Raw genomic sequence first — 15,959 nt, forward strand, 5'->3', positions numbered from 1 at the left:
CCAGCAAGCGGCCTATCCGCCGGCCGCCGACAGACGCCGCTGATCCTGAGGTGTTTGTCGAAGACTTGCCATTAAATGCTGGAACTTCTCGCCTTGGATTGCCACGTGGTTGCGCAACACGTGCGCTGCCGTTTCTGCATCGCCGTCTGCCAATGCGTTGACGATCAGCTTATGCTCGGCCATCGACTGCGGCATGCGGCCTCTTAGCCTGAGTTGGCTTCGCCGGAACGGCTCAAGCCGCCGTTGTAATCTGAGCGCCTCGCCCTCGAGAAAAGCATTTCCGGATTGCGTATAGATAATCTGGTGAAATAGTTCATTTTCAAGGTAATAAGTCGCTGCATCACCTGCTTTTGTCGCGGCCTCGCATGCTGCGTTTGCGCGCCGTAGGTCCTGCAGTGCGATGTCTGAAATCCTCGTGGCCGCAAGACGACCAGCGAATGCTTCCATCTCCGCCATGACCTCAAACATCTCAATCAGTTCAATCGGACCTGGCTGACGAACAAACACACCGCGCCGCGGGATCTGTTCAACGAGACCCGAGAGTGACAGCTTCTGAAAGGCTTCTCTGACCGGGGTCCGCGACACTTCGAATTTCTCGGCCAACTTGATCTCGTCCAGCCGCTCGCCATTGGTGAAATCGCCTTGAAGTATCATCCCTTCAAGCTCGGTTGCGATCAAATCTGCCCGGCGACCATTCATTCATATTGGATAGATCCTCCACGCCAAGGATGCAATAATTATCATATTGTATACAAAAAAATTGACATAGGATGCAAAACCTCCATTGTCTTCCTTTATCCGGATATCTGCTCTGCGTGATTCCGGACCGATCAAGTAGGGAGGATCGAATGAAAAGAATAATGATGACGGCAGTAGCCGCGCTTGGCGTGTGCGCCGCAACGACATCCAGTGCCACTGAGCTGCGTTTGTCTCACCAGTGGTCGAACCAAGACATTCGGCATCAGGTTGCACAGATGGTAGCAGACGAGGTTGCCGCTGCCGATGTTGATCTAGACATTAAGATTTTCGGATCAAAGTCGCTCTTTAAGCCTCGCGAGCAGTACAAGCCGCTCAGCCGGGGACAGCTTGATATGACGGTCCTACCGCTCAGCTACGCTGGGGGCCAACAGCCTGCCTTCAATCTCACACTTATGCCGGGGCTGGTGAAAAACCATGATCATGCAGCGCGCCTAAGCGACAGCCCTTTTATGGAAGCACTCGAAGAGAAAATGGCCGACGACGACGTCATGGTTCTGGTCCACGGTTATCTTGCTGGCGGTTTTGCAGGTAAAGAAAAATGCATCACAAGCCCCGCTGATGTTGAAGGGCAGCAGACACGTGCTGCTGGCAAGGCATTTGAACAGATGTTGGCAGGTGCCGGGGCATCCATCACCTCGATGGCCTCTTCGGAAATCTACAATGCGATGCAAACGGGCGTTTTGACGGCAGCCAACACATCTTCGTCGTCCTTTGTGTCCTATCGTATCTACGAGCAAGTGGCTTGCTATACGCCTGCAGCCGATGTCGCATTGTGGTTTATGTATCAACCACTTCTCATGAACAAATCCACCTTCGAAGGTCTTTCGGAGGAGCAGCAGACGGCACTTATGTCGGCAGCTGAAAAGGCAGAAGCATTCTATCTTGAAGAAGCCAAGAAGCAGGATGCGGCCTCGGTCGACGTATTCCGGAACGCGGGCGTCGAAATTGCCGAAATGTCGACAGATGATTTCGAAGCATGGCGCGAGATTGCGAAAGAGACGTCTTACAAAGCCTTCGTCGACGAAGTGCCGGATGGCCAGGAATTGCTCGATATGGCGCTGGCTGTCGAGTGAGCGGAAAGGGGCAGGGCTGCATGGCCCCGCCCCTTTTTTCTGGCTGAAGTTGGAACAAGGGGTCGGCTATGGCTGTCCAATCCACGACGTCTGTTGCACGGACCGGAGATAATGCATTTCTAAAAGCCGTCGCCGCGTTGTCCACCGTCGCTGGTTGGATTTCGGCGGGGATGATTGTGGTGGCCGTTGGGATCACCTGTCAGATGATCTTTGTCCGCTTCGTCCTGAATGCCTCTACGATCTGGCAAACCGAAGCGGTCGTCTATCTCGTGATCGCCGCGACCTTGCTTGGGCTGCCTTACGTGCAGCGGCTTCGTGGGCATGTGAATGTCGATCTCGTACCCCTTTGGTTACCGAAGGGTGCGCGTAAGGGGCTGGCCATCATCACACTTTCAGTGTCCATCGCGATAATCGCGGTAATGCTCTGGTACGGCTACGAGTATTGGCATTTCGCGTGGGATAGGGGCTGGCGATCGGACACTGTTTGGGGGGTGCGGTTATGGATACCGTATCTGGCCTTACCCGTGGGGTTCGGTTTGTTTCTGCTACAACTGATTGCCGATCTGGTCGCTGTTCTTCTGAACATTGAGGCCCCCTTCGGACTGGAGGACGACTGATGGATCCGCTTCTGCTCGGCGCATTGGTAGCCGTTTTCACAATCTTTGTTCTCTTCTCGGGCGTATCGGTTGCAGTTGGTCTCCTTATCGTTTCCGCGGGGTTCCTCATTGTTTTCGACGGCATGCGGTCATTGGAACTGATGCCCGAAATTCTGTTTGGAAAGCTGGATAACTTCGCGCTGCTCTCCATCCCCATGTTCATTATTATGGGGGCGTCCATTGCATCAACACGAGCGGGGGCCGACCTTTATGAGGCATTGGAGCGCTGGCTGACGCGGGTTCCGGGCGGGTTGGTTATCTCCAATCTTGGCGCATGTGCTTTGTTTGCAGCGATGTCGGGCTCAAGCCCGGCGACCTGTGCGGCCATCGGCAAGATGGGCATCCCTGAGATGCGCAAGCGTGGATATCCAGATGGCGTCGCAGCAGGTTCTATCGCTGCTGGTGGTACCTTGGGCATTCTGATCCCACCCTCCGTCACGATGATCGTCTACGGGATCGCGACGGAGACTTCTATTGGTCGTCTGTTTCTTGCTGGTGTCTTCCCTGGGTTGCTGCTGGTCGCGTTGTTTATGGCGTGGTCGCTCTATTCCACTTGGCGCACGGGCGACGCGAACGTTCTATCCAGTACGACCTATACATGGCGTCAACGGTTCGAGGTTTTGCCTCGCGTTTTACCGTTCATCGCGATCATCCTTGGTGTGCTTTATGCCATGTATGGCGGTATCGCGACACCATCAGAAACCGCGGCGGTGGGCGCTTTGCTGTGCTTAGTGATTGCAATTGTGATCTACAAACTCTGGAACCCCAAGGATTTGTGGGTCGTGCTGCGCGACAGTACGAAAGAGTCGGTGATGATCCTTTTCATCATCGCGGCCGCAGGCGTGTTTTCCTACATGCTGTCGAGCCTTTTTATCACGCAATCGATTGCTGAATGGATCGGCACTCTTGAAGTCAACCGCTGGGTCCTCATGGGCGTCATCAATCTGTTCTTGCTGGTCGCCGGGTTCTTTCTGCCGCCGGTTGCGGTAATACTAATGGCCGCCCCTATTTTGTTGCCGATCATCACGACAGCGGGGTTCGATCCGATTTGGTTTGCCGTTATCCTGACAATCAATATGGAGATTGGTCTGATCAGTCCGCCCGTTGGATTGAACCTCTATGTGATCAACGGCATCGCGCCTGACATTTCGCTAAAGACCATCCTGATGGGCTCACTTCCATTCGTCGCGTGTATGGTCATCGCGATCATCCTCCTATGCCTATTCCCCGGCATCGCGACATGGTTGCCAAACGCCGTCATGGGAACATCGGTATGAATGTGCTTGGCGACCTGCTGTCGACCTTGTTCGAGCGCCGCGCGCGCGAGACGGCCCGTGGTCGCGCGCCGGATGCAAGTTTCGCCGAGATGGCCGAGGAACTCTTGAGCACCCGTGGCGAGGTCACCGGCATGGTTCTGGCAGAGGATATACTGACCCGATATGAGACCCTATCACTGGATGAGAAACTCCAGTTTTTCAGATATCTGGTGCACGATATGGACATCTCCGCCGATGCCGTGCGCGACACATTGAATGCGTATCAGGGCGCGCAGTCCAAAGCGACCTATCGCGCCTTTATGCAAGCTGCCGAACCCCGGCGGCAAGAGTTGGTGAGACGTCTCAATCAACTGCCCGGCGCAACGGCCCGCTTGGTAAGAATGCGCGCCGATCTTCTGGGGTTTTTGCCAGACAATGCGGAACTGGCAGCGCTTGATCTCGACTTTCGCCATCTCTTTGCGTCGTGGTTTAATCGGGGCTTTCTTGTCTTGCGCGCCATCACGTGGGCAAGCGCGGCTGACGTTCTGGAAAAGATCATTGCCTACGAGGCGGTGCATGCGATCGACAGTTGGGATGATTTGCGCCGCCGCTTGAAACCAGCGGATCGCAGATGTTTTGCCTTCTTCCATCCTGCGATGCCAGGGGAGCCGCTCATATTTGTTGAGGTTGCTCTAACGAAGGGGGTGCCTGGTTCAATCGCGGATGTCTTGTCGGCGGACCGTGCGAGCATCGAGGCGCATGAAGCAGATACTGCAGTGTTTTACTCCATTTCCAACTGTCAGGCGGGCTTGGCCGGGGTGTCTTTCGGAAACTCGCTTATCAAACAGGTTGCGGGCGATCTGGCGGCAGATCTGCCGGGACTTGGGACATTTGTGACCCTGTCACCAATCCCCGGTCTCTTGAAATGGATGGCGTCTGAAAGCTTGGAGGCGTCATCTGAAGATCATGAGCGGGTTCGAAAGCTCGCGGCGTATTACCTCTTAAATGCAAAGCGTGATGACGGCCTTCCCGTTGATCCCGTTGCACGTTTTCACCTCGGTAACGGCGCTTTGGTACATGCGGTGCATGCGGGCGCGGATCCATCGGAGAAAGGGCGGGCACAGTCTTTGGGCGCTATGGTGAATTACGCGTACGACCTTGCCAATGTCTCGAAAAATCACGAGAGATTTGCGGTCGACCATGAAGTTGTTGCAGCCCCAACGGTGCGGCAGTTGTCGCAGATGGGCAGCAAGGAAGCAGCATAGGGGCAGGGCGGTGAGCAATCCACTTTTTGACACTCTTTTCGCGAAACATGCGGGGTCCGACCGGATATTCCTGATCCGGCCGGGGCTGGATGACCTCACCTATGCCGCGTTCCTCGAGATGTGTGCACGGTTTGCGAATGTCATTGCCGAAGCTGGTTTGACCGAAGGCGACCGTTTGGCCATTCAGGTGGCAAAGTCTGCGGAAGCGCTCGCGGTGTACGGCGCATGTGTACAATCAGGTGTAATTTTCTTGCCCCTCAACACGGCCTATACGGCCAGCGAAGTTGCGTATTTCGTCAAAGATAGCGGCGCGAAATTGGTTTTGTGCGACCCTGCTGCAGCTGACGATCTCAAGCCCGTCGCAGACACGAATGGTGCGGCACTTATGACTCTCGATGCTGAAGGCAGAGGAAGTTTTGCAGACGCCGCTGATACGCAACCGGTGAATTTCGTGACAGCAGAGCGCAAACTCGATGACTTGGCCGCATTTCTCTATACATCCGGGACAACCGGGCGCTCGAAAGGAGCCATGCTAACGCAAGGAAATCTTCTTTCGAACACGGAAACGCTGCACGAGATCTGGCGGTTTTCATCAGATGATATCTTGCTTCATGCGTTGCCAATTTTCCACACGCACGGGCTTTTTGTTGCGACAAACCTGATCCTGAATTCGGCCGCACGCATGGTGTTCTTTCCGAAATTTGATGCAGATTTGATGCTGGATCACATGCCCGACGCGACCGTTATGATGGGCGTGCCGACGTTCTATACCCGACTTCTAGGCTCTGAGCGGCTGACGCAGGATCAGGCACGATCAATGCGCCTCTTTATTTCGGGAAGCGCTCCGCTTCTCAGCGAGACCCACAGGCAATTCAAGTCCCGTACCGGTCACGCGATTTTGGAACGCTACGGAATGACGGAAACGAACATGAACACCTCGAATCCCTACGCGGGGGAGCGGCGTCCAGGCACAGTTGGCTTCCCCTTGCCAGGAGTCGAACTGAAAGTCACCGATCCGCTAACGGGCCAAGACTTGCCTGGGGGTCAGGTGGGACAGATCGAGGTGCGGGGGCCCAATGTATTCAAGGGCTATTGGAATATGCCTGAGAAGACCAAAGAAGAACTGCGGTCCGACGGATTTTTCATCACTGGCGATCTCGGGCAGATTGATGAAGACGGTTATGTCCATATTGTTGGGCGCAACAAGGATCTTATTATTTCAGGCGGGTACAATATTTACCCCAAGGAAGTTGAGGTTGTTCTCGATGCCCAGGACGGCATAGCCGAGAGCGCTGTCATCGGTGTGCCCCACGCAGATTTTGGCGAGGCTGTGATCGGTGTCGTCGTCCCGTCCGGAGAAGACGATCCCGACATTGATGCAATTACATCGGCAATCGCTGGTAATCTGGCACGATTCAAACAGCCAAAGCAGTTGATCGTCGTGGATGCGTTGCCCCGCAACACGATGGGCAAGGTCCAGAAGAATGTTTTGCGCGACAAGTATCGCGAAGCGTTCTCTTAGGGATTTCTCTTTTTTCCACGCCAATCCAAGCTCTTGTTATTGAGGTCAACCAGATCTTCTGATCCGACCAGCACCGCTTGTCCCAGCTTTATGGCCCGTACCAGTGTGGCGTCGGATGCCCATTTGTAAGCGGGGCGACCCTCAATATGGTCGTACCAAACTCCGTCGCACGCATTGTCCAAGAGAACCCTCTGAAAACAGTGGTCGAACTTTATGGGCCAGTCCCGCCCGCCCGCAACTTCCGGTAGGGTGATTTTTGTCAACTCCAGCCAGCGCATTTCGATGTCAGCCCGGTCCGTAGAGGTGTGGATAGTCATTGGCATTCACTGAAAATGGATCTGTTCTGGAGATACTCAAGCGGTCTCGGACATCTTGTTTGGAATGGTGTCGCCTCAGGGTCGGAGTGGCTTAAGAAAGAGCAGGACAAAAACAGAAGTATAGACGGCGATGTGCCGCATTTCTTAAATTCCATTAAACTACTGAAAAGTAATGGAGGCGAGTACCGGAATCGAACCGGTGTACACGGATTTGCAAGACTTAGCATCTATCTGAATTTATTGATAAAAATGTTTAGATAACGAGTGAAAATCGGCGGAACAGATCGTGAATGTTTAGACGTTATTTTTGCCGATTTAGAAGTTTTTTTGGGCCTCAAAAAGTCAATTGAGGTAAGGCTAATATTGCATCTAAATATTAACGATTTCACTTGGAAACCCACCTAAAAATAGCCCGATGATGTGATAGGATGGTTACAATTTACTTCCTTCCAAACGGTCGTGATCTCAGCGCCGAAATGATTCGAATAGCGTTGGCACTTGATTGGTCGAAATTTTCTGGTGGTAGGTATTCCAATTTGAAGCTGAACGACGCGAGAAAGAAACACTGAAAAGCTGCTGCAAGACAGAAGGGGCATACGACTGTTTTTCACAGATGAAAGCTCTCGGCCCAATCCGGACCTTTTGTTAAATGACCAACGCCGTGCTGAAGTTTCACCAAAGCGGACGTCATCCTATGATATATCTACGTCGCAGTGCCATCAGCGATGTCACACAATGTCTGAAGCAATGGATAGAATTCGCTGCAATCGACTTTACCTCGATTGGCGCGGATAACCTTACTCGCGAACTCGCCTTTTCCATATTCACTTGGCTGTAGCTTTTCGCCCTTTTTTTGTCTTAGCTTCGGTTTCCTTCCATCAAGCTCATACTTTAACCATTCGTCAGGAAAAAGCATCTCGATGTAAACATCCTCAACCAAACCTGCGGGCTTCGGGATCGGAACAACATAAAGATTACTTGAAACCTTGTAGTAGGTCTTTGAGCCATCAACCTTGGCTAAAGAGTTGGTCTCACGTTTTATAAAAGTCCACATACCTTCGCTTTGTTTGTCATTGTCAACGATAACAATCACAGGCTTCTGCCCCTCAACGGCGTGAAATTTTTTTGTTCTCTCAATGTGAAGTTTGCAAAACTTAACTAAGTTTCCTCCACCTCCGCTTACATCAAGGAAGCGGTCCGCAGATTTTGAGTGCTTTACAAAATCAACGCCCCAGTGGTCTCCATTTGCCTTTTTCCCTTTTGTTGGAAATCTTGAGATATCTACAAGGTTCGTGGCCACCCGTGCGTTACTTTTGTGCCAGAGTATAGCCTCCTTTAGATACGTGTAGTCGGTTTTTCCTTCGCTAATGATCAATGGCTTCGGCGAAATATGGATACGATGGTAGTGAAAGTAGTCACCGGAAAGCCGCAAATAATGTGGTGCTGGATTTGAACTAGTGTAGTTTCGAAGAGGTTGGATGGTGTTAGACCGATCTTTGATATCGCAAATGTGCCTTAGTTTCCCCCAAACCTGGTCGGAAGAAAGCGCATCATATTTAATGTTTAGTTTGTTGCTGGCGTGAGCTTCGCCTTTAGTCATCATCGCGTAAGCACAGTATCTTGCACCCTTGTAGTAGTGCTTCTTGATATTAACCCCTTCATTGACTGTAAGGTTGGTTACAGACTGCCAATGAGTGCGACCCTGCATGCGGGTTTTAGAAGTGTTGACTTTGAAACCACAACGAGTGATCTCGCGCTCTAAGCTGGGCCCAACGATCCATTTCTCAGGGATAGGAAATGGAAAGGCTATCTTACTTGGAAACTGGCGCAGATTTGTAGAGAAAGAAATATCATCAACGTATCTCGAGTAGGTGCACCTGTGCTCTTTGGCCAACTTCTGAAGTGCGACATCTAGAGGTTGTGCCAGAAACTCTGAGATTATTGGTGAAGATGGCGCCCCTTGAGGTAACGAGTTTTGAAAGCAGGCCAACTGCGAAATTGCGGTCGCTGCCTTCTCTCCAAGCTCAAACTTATTGTGTTTTAAGAAGAATCCCCTGACCCGGCCAAAATTGAAACTCGGAAAGAAATCTTCGAGATCAGCATTAAAGACAAACCGTCGAGAAGTGTGTCGACATGCATTGGTGTAGATCGACAGATCACGTTTCTTTTGAAACCCATGAGACAAAACTCTCATCGGATTCTTTGGAGTGCCAAAAATATCAAGGTAGCATTGATACAGTAGCCTGCTCAGACGAGATTGCATGAACTTTAAGTCTGGATTGGGAGCTAGAATTTTCCTGTCTGCACCGTTCTTTTTCTTAATTTCAAAAGCCTGGTATTTGTTCACATCGGCGGTCTTATAAATCGACTTTGACAAAAATTTGGGTTCGACACCAAGTAGATGAGCAACGTCTGAAAGGTCTGAACATCGCCGCAATTCGGCAAGACCATGATGGTAAATTTTTTTCATGTGAAGTGATCCGCAAGCACTCTTTCGTCTACACGGTAATTAACCGGAATGTAAGGATACATAAGGGGAAAGCCCACTGACCTTCTGTATAGCCATCACAATACATGATGGAAGGATCTGCTTGCGGATCTTTCGCTATGATAACTGTTTCTATGCGCAACTCAACAGGTGAGATTGGGCAAGACATGACTAGAATGGTATTTCATCGCCATACGCCTCAGCGGAGGGCGGGTCGGGAAGCGCCCCTGTTGGCAGTGGCAGATTTGTCGCTGTGAATAGATTGAGTAAGTCCTCTCTATCCATGAACATGAGCTGGCTTCGCTTTGTAGCGTCCAGTCTTTGACCCAACCAGTTCTTGGCTTGCTTGGTGATTTCCCCACCCGCTACGATGAATGCATGATCAACTAGAGCTTTCTTGCTAGTCTCAGGGTCGAAAATCTCGTGCCCCAACATCATCAAAGACTGTTGATGTATTTCTGAGATGTTTCTGTTACTGCCCTTGCTCATGCCTGCCGCATCCAGCTTTCCCTTCTTCGCTTGAATCCCGAAGTAGAGAACATGTCGCGTTGGCAACACGTAGCGCATCCATAAGTCTTTTCCGTATTCTAGGGCTTTATCTTTGTGGCCGGCTGCTTGAATTCGGTGAAACCCCAGCTGCCTGAACAGCGGCAGTAGTACCTCTTCGATCAGCTCGTCTTCCGAACACTTACTAAGGTAAGCATTTAGGGCTTTACGTCGCTCTATTTGTTTGGGTGTAAACGGATAATGAGGATTGGCCGCTTGTGAAATTGTTTTTGTTCCAATGTGTCTGACATAGAAGTGCCCGTCTTCACCGTAGTAGCCCTCATACCCCTCTCTAGAGAGCGGTTTATTCAAGTATCCGAGTGCAAGCGCGCGTTCGGGGTCATCATCTTCTGCATCGGATTTGTGCATTAGAACTCGTAAAACATGTACAAATCTTTCGGGCAGAACGTTTGGACCTGGCGTCGGTTCAGCCAAGAGCTGAGCCATTACGTCTGACGTCCATGCCCAGCGGGTTGAACCGTCATGAACGTAGTCCATGTCGCACTCCTCGAAGAACCGCGTGATATAGCTGCTTGATCTATACGGAAAATGTGGTGCATCCCCTATCACGGCTTCAGCCAGATTTCTAAGGTTGCGGTCTTTGAATTTCATTTTTGCTTTCTTTAATGAAGTGAATTGGCAAAAAGGGAAGTAGCGAAGCACAATGTCTGCTTTAGCTCGAGACGATAACCAAATCATATTCGCCGCGAAAGCCCGTTCGCCATCGATGTGCCTAGTGTTTGACGCATGAAGCGAATGATAGGGCCAAACTCTGCGGCAGGTGTGACTGCGTAACAGATCATGGGACCATTTGTCTTTGCCCTATCCTCGGCTTTGATCTGTGCGCATCTGTTGCGCCCTCTGGGCTCTGATGCGCTGGCGCACTTTTTTCGTGTAGTGCTGGACCATGGCCGGACTCTGTCCAGTGACTGAGGCTATAAGGTCGTCGCCACAACCCGCCTCAAGAAGCTCACAGGCCGCGTTGTAGCGCCAACTGTGGATGTCATACTCCAACGCGCCGATACGCTCTCTGACTTTCCTGACGGCCGCTGAGGCGCCCCTGTAGGACCAACGGTTCGATCCGTATTCGTTTGTCAGGATGAAAACAGAATTGCGGCTGGCGGCGTCTAGGGCGGTCTGTAGCTCAGGTAGAATAGGAACCCAAAGTTCCTTTGACGTTTTGCTTTGTCGTACCCAGACCGCGCCGTCTTCGATGTTTGACCAGCGCATGTTGAGAACGTCCCCGATCCTTTGTCCGGTGCAGACGCACAGTTCCATCACGAGCCGTTCGCGCGTGCCGAGATCACACGTTGCCCGGTAAGCCTCGATCAATTCGCGCGGCCACGGATCACGCTCGCGCTTTTGCGTTTTCAACTCTGGCACGCCGCGTGCAGGGTTGTTGTCGCGCCAGCCAAGATCGACGCAGTGTTCCATAAGAATTCGCAGAACGCGGAGCGAGTAATTTGCGAAATAGGCTTTGCCAGCATTTGCATCCCGCATCCGTATAACGTCTTTGCGCTGCATCTTGGCAGGGTTTGCTTCGCCCATAATCCGGCGGAAGAAATCCAGATGTTTGTCGTAGTCGAGGCCCGTACGGGGCTTCAAGTTTTTGTAGCGTGGTGACTTCCGGTAGTCGTCTATCAGGGCGTTGAAATTGCGTGAGACCACACGTCTGGGCTTGTCCTTCTGAGTGAGAATGCCTGCGTATTCGCTCCAGAACTCAGGTGTCCCGAATTCGCTTTGGAATTTTTGTGAAGGCCAGCCTCGGCGCTGGAAGTAAATTCCATTGCGCTGGCGATAGACGTGTTTGGGAAGCTCACGCTTTGCCATGACACATATCTATCCCGTCAAATTCGTCGCCATCGCACGAACCCGCAAGTTCGATTTCGATCCTTCGGCCTTCAACAACCACTCGGGAAACAGATTTTCCCGCGCTTTCAAGCGTGTTCAACAAGCGGAGTGCCCTCTGTTCTATCGTTGTTGCCGACATTGCCGTCGATACCCTTCATATCTGCGAGCGATATGAGTACCATATATAGTGTTTGTACTTGGTATCAACAACTACATGTTGTGTTTTGAAGGTTTTCTGTTGGTCTTTGCGGCGTTGATGGCCGATTAAGGTTTGATTTAGCGACAGAAGGTCGGTGTAAGCATATAATATCAATAGCTTAGCCTGTATCGATGGGGCAGCCAAGCAATGTTTAGGTTGAAATTGGAAACGCATTGATTCCGCGGTCGGCACTTTCTGAGCCGGGTTTGCGCATCACTGGCGATGAATGAAGTTCATTACTTCATGCAAACCATCCGACTTTATGTTTCGAAGCGTTTCCGAACATCTGGGTAATGATGGTTGGAGAGCCCTATGAGTGGGCGAAGTCATGGGGAGCCTGATCTATGGTGCACTTAATCGGTTTGGTGTCACTAACTGCATATCCCAACAAGATAGTGAGGGGAGGAATGTCACGCCACCCACCCCCTCCGATCCTTGCGTCTCCGGGGGCGGGGGCTAGTGTTGTTCACCGCCGGAAGCTGGAGGCTTCCTTGCGAATGGCGCCATCGGAAAACAATGAAATTTAGGTTCCTGTGCGTTGCGATGCCTTCGATTTTCGTGACCGTTGCACAGATGCCAACCGTTTGGGCATCTGTAGGATAACCCGCCGCTTCATCTCTGGGGAGCTGATTTCAAATCTGTCGCGAAATCGGCCTCTGACACTCGTCAGGGGGGGTGTTTTTTCAGGGTTTGTGGTGTCAAAAACAGAACAGAACAAAAACAGAATGTTTAGACATTTGTTTAGACGGCGACGCGTTGCTTCGCCTAAAATCAGCTAAGTCATTGAAAAGTAATGGAGGCGAGTACCGGAATCGAACCGGTGTACACGGATTTGCAATCCGCTGCGTCACCACTCCGCCAACTCGCCGAAGCCTCCGCGGATGTCTCTTAGACTATGGCATTTATGCGCACAAGCCAAAGTCGTTCGAGTTGTCCGTTGTCGTGCAGAAGTTTCTGTGCCAAAACGATTTGGATGGAAACTAGACTAAAGAGTTTAGTATGATGGATTTCGCGGCCAGCCGCACAATGATGGTCGACACTCAGGTCCGACCGTCCGATGTTACCAAGTTCCCGATCATCGACGCAATGCTCACCGTACGCCGGGAGGCTTTTGTGCCGAATGCAAAGCGCGCTGTGGCTTACGCTGGTGAGGATGTCGACCTAGGGCGCGGGCGTTTTTTGCTAGAGCCCCGCACGCTGGCGAAGATGCTGGATGCATTGGATATTCAGCAGGATGACTTGGTGCTCGATCTTGGATGCGGGCTTGGGTATTCAAGCGCTGTGCTGGCCCGTCTTGCTCAGGCTGTCGTAGCCGTGGAAGAAGACGAAACGCTTTTGTCCGAAGCTGAGACAGCCCTTTCTGAACAAGGTGCGGACAATGTAGCGGTGATGGCTGGCACGCTGGCCGAAGGTGCGGCCCAGCACGGCCCTTATGATGTCATTACAATTCAGGGAGGTGTCGAGCAGGTGCCTGATGCTCTGATTGACCAACTCAAAGACGGCGGCCGGATTGGCGCACTTTTCGTGGATGGCGCGCTTGGCGAATGCCGTATCGGATATAAAGTCGATGGGTGGGTCACATGGCGGATGGCATTTAATGCCGGTGCCCCGATCTTGGCCGGTTTCGAGAAGAAACCCAGCTTTTCGTTGTAGAGATATTTGAGCAGAGGCGCGACGCATGATCACGAAACGAACCATATACGGCGCTCGGGCCGCCTTTGCGTCGGCGTTGTGCATTGCGGCACTTGCAGCGCCAGTGTCAGCAGAAAGCATTCGCTCTGCGCTGGCGGCTGCATACGAAAACTCCAATCTTCTTGAGCAAAACCGCGCTTTGCTTCGGTCTGAGGATGAAAACGTAGCGGTTGCGCTGTCCGCCCTGCGCCCTCAAATCAACGGCACGTCGACGATTACTCAGAGCGATCAGGCGTCTAACCTGCCGGGCGGGGATCTTACCTCGACAATCAGCATCGGACTTGATCTGCTGATTTTTGATGCGGGATCCACACGTCTGGGCGTTGAAGCGGCAAAGGAAACAGTTCTGGCGGTCCGCGCGCAGCTTGTCGCGCTAGAGCAGCAGGTTTTATTCGATGCGGTGCAGGCCTATCTGAATGTGCTTCGCGATCAACGCGTCGTTGACTTGCGGCAGAATAATGTGCGGCTGATCACACAAGAGTTGCGAGCCGCGCAAGATCGGTTCGAAGTGGGCGAAGTGACCCGCACGGATGTGTCGCAAGCTGAGGCGCGCTTGGCGGAGTCCCGAGGCGAATTGGCGGCTGCGCAGGGTGACCTGGAAATCTCCCGTGAGCTTTATCGTGTGACGGTCGGACGTCGGCCCGGCGTTCTGGAGCCAGGTCGTTTCATCTACCCGTTGCCGAACAGCGAGAGCAGCGCAATCGCGGTCGGGCAGCGTGAAAACCCCAATATCGATCAGGCGCAGCGTGAAATCCGTGCCAATGAATTGAACGCCGCACGGGCCGAGGCCAACATTCGTCCTCGTATCACGCTGCAGGCGCAAGCGGGTCACAGCGAGCGGATAGACAACAATAGCAGTATCGGGCTGACAATGAATGTTCCGATCTATCAGGGCGGCCAACTTCGCGCTTTGGTACGCCGCGCCAATGCTGTGGTGCATGCATCCCGGGCGAACCTGAACCAACAGGTTCTTTTGGTACAACAGGGCATTTCGGACGCTTGGACAAATCTTGTCGTATCGCGGGCTCAAGTGGTTTCGAGCCAACAACAAATCCGGGCCGCCGAGGTCGCCTTTGAGGGCGTCCGCGAGGAAGCGACACTCGGCGCACGGACGACTTTGGATGTTTTGGATGCGGAACAAGACCTTCAGGACGCGCGGACAAATCTGGTTGTCGCTGAAACGACGGTCTTTATTGCGGGGTACCAGTTGCTAGCATCAATGGGCGTTCTGACCGTTGACGATCTGGACCTGGCGGTAGAGCGGTATGACCCGTCTGAGTATTACAATGCGGTGAAAAACGCGCCGGTTCCGGTCTCGCCGCAAGGACGGAACCTGAACCGTATCTTGAAGCGCTACGACAATTAACCCTCATCAGCAACGATATGTTGTGTGTTGAATAAGGTTTGTCTATTCTTTCGCTAAAAGAGTAGAGGTATGGGTATGGCCAATCCGGTGCACAGTGTTGAAGTTGAAGACGTCATGTCTTCCATTCGTCGCCTTGTGGCGAATACCGGTCCGGCACGGGCGGCCAAAGCTGCCGAGGCGCAGCAGGGCGCAAAGTCCGAGGCTCTCGTTCTCATTCCAGAGTTTCGCGTTGATGAACCCATTGCGAAGTCGACATCCGAAACCGACGGCAAGATTTCTGCAACCGCGCCGACCCTGTCTAACTTGCGCATGGCCTTGGACGGCGAGAAGATCAACACGCCTGCCGATATCAAGCTCCCGGATACGACACCTGAACCTGCAAAGCCGCAGGACGAGGGGATCAGACCGCCCAAGAAAACCGACTACTACGGTCGTACCAAGAGCCGCAGCCTCAGACGTGGCATACAAACACCGAAAAAATCGTCCCTCGTGGCTCAAGCGGCTGGCTTCGCCGAGGCGAAGGCGACAGAGTTTGAGCCAGAGCCTGCAGAAATGAACGCGCTGAGTGCGAAAGACGATCCGATGACGCGTTATTTGGCACGCTTTGCCAAGGAAGGCGCAGAACCGCCTAAGCTCGACCATACCGTTGCCCAAGTTGAAGGTATCCTGAACGCGGAGGCCGACGATATGATTGAGCAAATGCAAGTTACTGAACCAACTGCGATGCCCGCAAACGATATGTGGAGCGATGCAGATATCACGGACCGCGTGCGCGCGGCAGTGGTCGATACGCAGGCGCTGTCCGACGTGGAAGCACCTTCCATAGACGAAGAAATGCTGCGCGATATGGTGGCTGAGATCGTTCGGGAAGAGCTGAGTGGCGTTCTGGGCGAACGGATCACCCGCAATGTGCGCAAGCTTGTGCGCCGTGAAATTCACCGCGCTATCATGACCCACGAGTTCGAGTAG

The 15,959-nt window shown here is 52.6% G+C and carries 13 protein-coding genes and 1 tRNA gene; 8 read left to right on the plus strand and 6 right to left on the minus strand.

What is annotated here, in order from left to right; all coding sequences use genetic code 11:
* Nucleotides 1–12: 12 nt before the first annotated feature.
* A complete protein-coding gene (locus tag KIN_RS02370; protein ID WP_159804349.1) occupies nucleotides 13–699 on the minus strand; it encodes a GntR family transcriptional regulator in 687 nt (228 codons plus the stop codon).
* Between the two features lie 149 nt (nucleotides 700–848).
* Between KIN_RS02370 and dctP the strand changes: the two genes are divergently transcribed.
* From dctP to KIN_RS02395, 5 genes are all read left to right on the plus strand, one after another.
* Nucleotides 849–1,832: a TRAP transporter substrate-binding protein DctP gene (gene dctP, locus KIN_RS02375; RefSeq protein WP_159804350.1), complete on the plus strand. Its 984-nt coding sequence runs from the start codon at nucleotides 849–851 to the stop codon at nucleotides 1,830–1,832.
* A gap of 68 nt (nucleotides 1,833–1,900) precedes the next feature.
* Nucleotides 1,901–2,449: a TRAP transporter small permease gene (locus KIN_RS02380; protein ID WP_159804351.1), complete on the plus strand. Its 549-nt coding sequence runs from the start codon at nucleotides 1,901–1,903 to the stop codon at nucleotides 2,447–2,449.
* Complete coding sequence (locus KIN_RS02385; RefSeq protein WP_159804352.1) at nucleotides 2,449–3,765, plus strand: TRAP transporter large permease; 1,317 nt, start codon at nucleotides 2,449–2,451, stop codon at nucleotides 3,763–3,765. Before KIN_RS02380 ends, KIN_RS02385 begins: the two co-directional genes overlap by 1 nt.
* A complete protein-coding gene (locus KIN_RS02390; protein ID WP_159805314.1) occupies nucleotides 3,762–5,009 on the plus strand; it encodes a malonyl-CoA decarboxylase in 1,248 nt (415 codons plus the stop codon). Before KIN_RS02385 ends, KIN_RS02390 begins: the two co-directional genes overlap by 4 nt.
* Nucleotides 5,010–5,019: 10 nt before the next feature.
* On the plus strand, nucleotides 5,020–6,531 hold the full coding sequence (locus KIN_RS02395) for a malonate--CoA ligase (protein ID WP_159804353.1): 1,512 nt from the start codon (nucleotides 5,020–5,022) through the stop codon (nucleotides 6,529–6,531).
* Here KIN_RS02395 and KIN_RS02400 read toward each other — a convergent pair.
* The 5 genes from KIN_RS02400 to KIN_RS02420 all read right to left on the minus strand — a co-directional run bounded on the left by KIN_RS02400 (nucleotide 6,528) and on the right by KIN_RS02420 (nucleotide 12,800).
* Nucleotides 6,528–6,848, minus strand: coding sequence for a hypothetical protein (locus KIN_RS02400; protein WP_243144793.1), 321 nt, complete (start codon nucleotides 6,846–6,848; stop codon nucleotides 6,528–6,530). The two genes, KIN_RS02395 and KIN_RS02400, sit on opposite strands and share 4 nt — an antisense overlap.
* Before the next feature lie 703 nt (nucleotides 6,849–7,551).
* On the minus strand, nucleotides 7,552–9,318 hold the full coding sequence (locus KIN_RS02405; protein ID WP_159804355.1) for a retron Ec67 family RNA-directed DNA polymerase/endonuclease: 1,767 nt from the start codon (nucleotides 9,316–9,318) through the stop codon (nucleotides 7,552–7,554).
* Between the two features lie 189 nt (nucleotides 9,319–9,507).
* Nucleotides 9,508–10,494, minus strand: coding sequence for a PDDEXK family nuclease (locus KIN_RS02410; protein ID WP_159804356.1), 987 nt, complete (start codon nucleotides 10,492–10,494; stop codon nucleotides 9,508–9,510).
* 210 nt (nucleotides 10,495–10,704) lie between these two features.
* A complete protein-coding gene (locus KIN_RS02415) occupies nucleotides 10,705–11,712 on the minus strand; it encodes a tyrosine-type recombinase/integrase (protein ID WP_159804357.1) in 1,008 nt (335 codons plus the stop codon).
* Between the two features lie 1,014 nt (nucleotides 11,713–12,726).
* Nucleotides 12,727–12,800 (minus strand) — tRNA-Cys (locus KIN_RS02420).
* A 131-nt stretch (nucleotides 12,801–12,931) separates the two neighbouring features.
* On the opposite strand from KIN_RS02420, the gene KIN_RS02425 reads away from it, so the two are divergent.
* The 3 genes from KIN_RS02425 to KIN_RS02435 all read left to right on the plus strand — a co-directional run bounded on the left by KIN_RS02425 (nucleotide 12,932) and on the right by KIN_RS02435 (nucleotide 15,959).
* Nucleotides 12,932–13,585 carry a protein-L-isoaspartate O-methyltransferase family protein gene (locus KIN_RS02425; protein ID WP_159804358.1) on the plus strand — a complete coding sequence of 218 codons (654 nt, stop codon included), beginning with the start codon at nucleotides 12,932–12,934 and terminating at the stop codon, nucleotides 13,583–13,585.
* A gap of 25 nt (nucleotides 13,586–13,610) precedes the next feature.
* On the plus strand, nucleotides 13,611–14,990 hold the full coding sequence (locus tag KIN_RS02430) for a TolC family outer membrane protein (protein ID WP_159804359.1): 1,380 nt from the start codon (nucleotides 13,611–13,613) through the stop codon (nucleotides 14,988–14,990).
* A gap of 69 nt (nucleotides 14,991–15,059) precedes the next feature.
* A complete protein-coding gene (locus KIN_RS02435) occupies nucleotides 15,060–15,959 on the plus strand; it encodes a hypothetical protein (RefSeq protein WP_159804360.1) in 900 nt (299 codons plus the stop codon).

Origin of the sequence: Litoreibacter roseus (genome assembly GCF_009811795.1) — a bacterium.
In the GTDB taxonomy this organism is placed as follows: domain Bacteria; phylum Pseudomonadota; class Alphaproteobacteria; order Rhodobacterales; family Rhodobacteraceae; genus Litoreibacter; species Litoreibacter roseus.

Coding starts and splice junctions, on each gene's coding strand:
- KIN_RS02405 (WP_159804355.1), bottom strand. CDS start 9,318: ATGAAAAAAATTTACCATCATGGTCTTGCCGAATTGCGGCGATGTTCA.
- KIN_RS02410 (WP_159804356.1), bottom strand. CDS start 10,494: ATGAAATTCAAAGACCGCAACCTTAGAAATCTGGCTGAAGCCGTGATA.
- KIN_RS02425 (WP_159804358.1), top strand. CDS start 12,932: ATGATGGATTTCGCGGCCAGCCGCACAATGATGGTCGACACTCAGGTC.
- dctP (WP_159804350.1), top strand. CDS start 849: ATGAAAAGAATAATGATGACGGCAGTAGCCGCGCTTGGCGTGTGCGCC.
- KIN_RS02430 (WP_159804359.1), top strand. CDS start 13,611: ATGATCACGAAACGAACCATATACGGCGCTCGGGCCGCCTTTGCGTCG.
- KIN_RS02370 (WP_159804349.1), bottom strand. CDS start 699: ATGAATGGTCGCCGGGCAGATTTGATCGCAACCGAGCTTGAAGGGATG.
- KIN_RS02385 (WP_159804352.1), top strand. CDS start 2,449: ATGGATCCGCTTCTGCTCGGCGCATTGGTAGCCGTTTTCACAATCTTT.
- KIN_RS02415 (WP_159804357.1), bottom strand. CDS start 11,712: ATGGCAAAGCGTGAGCTTCCCAAACACGTCTATCGCCAGCGCAATGGA.
- KIN_RS02390 (WP_159805314.1), top strand. CDS start 3,762: ATGAATGTGCTTGGCGACCTGCTGTCGACCTTGTTCGAGCGCCGCGCG.
- KIN_RS02435 (WP_159804360.1), top strand. CDS start 15,060: ATGGGTATGGCCAATCCGGTGCACAGTGTTGAAGTTGAAGACGTCATG.
- KIN_RS02380 (WP_159804351.1), top strand. CDS start 1,901: ATGGCTGTCCAATCCACGACGTCTGTTGCACGGACCGGAGATAATGCA.
- KIN_RS02400 (WP_243144793.1), bottom strand. CDS start 6,848: ATGACTATCCACACCTCTACGGACCGGGCTGACATCGAAATGCGCTGG.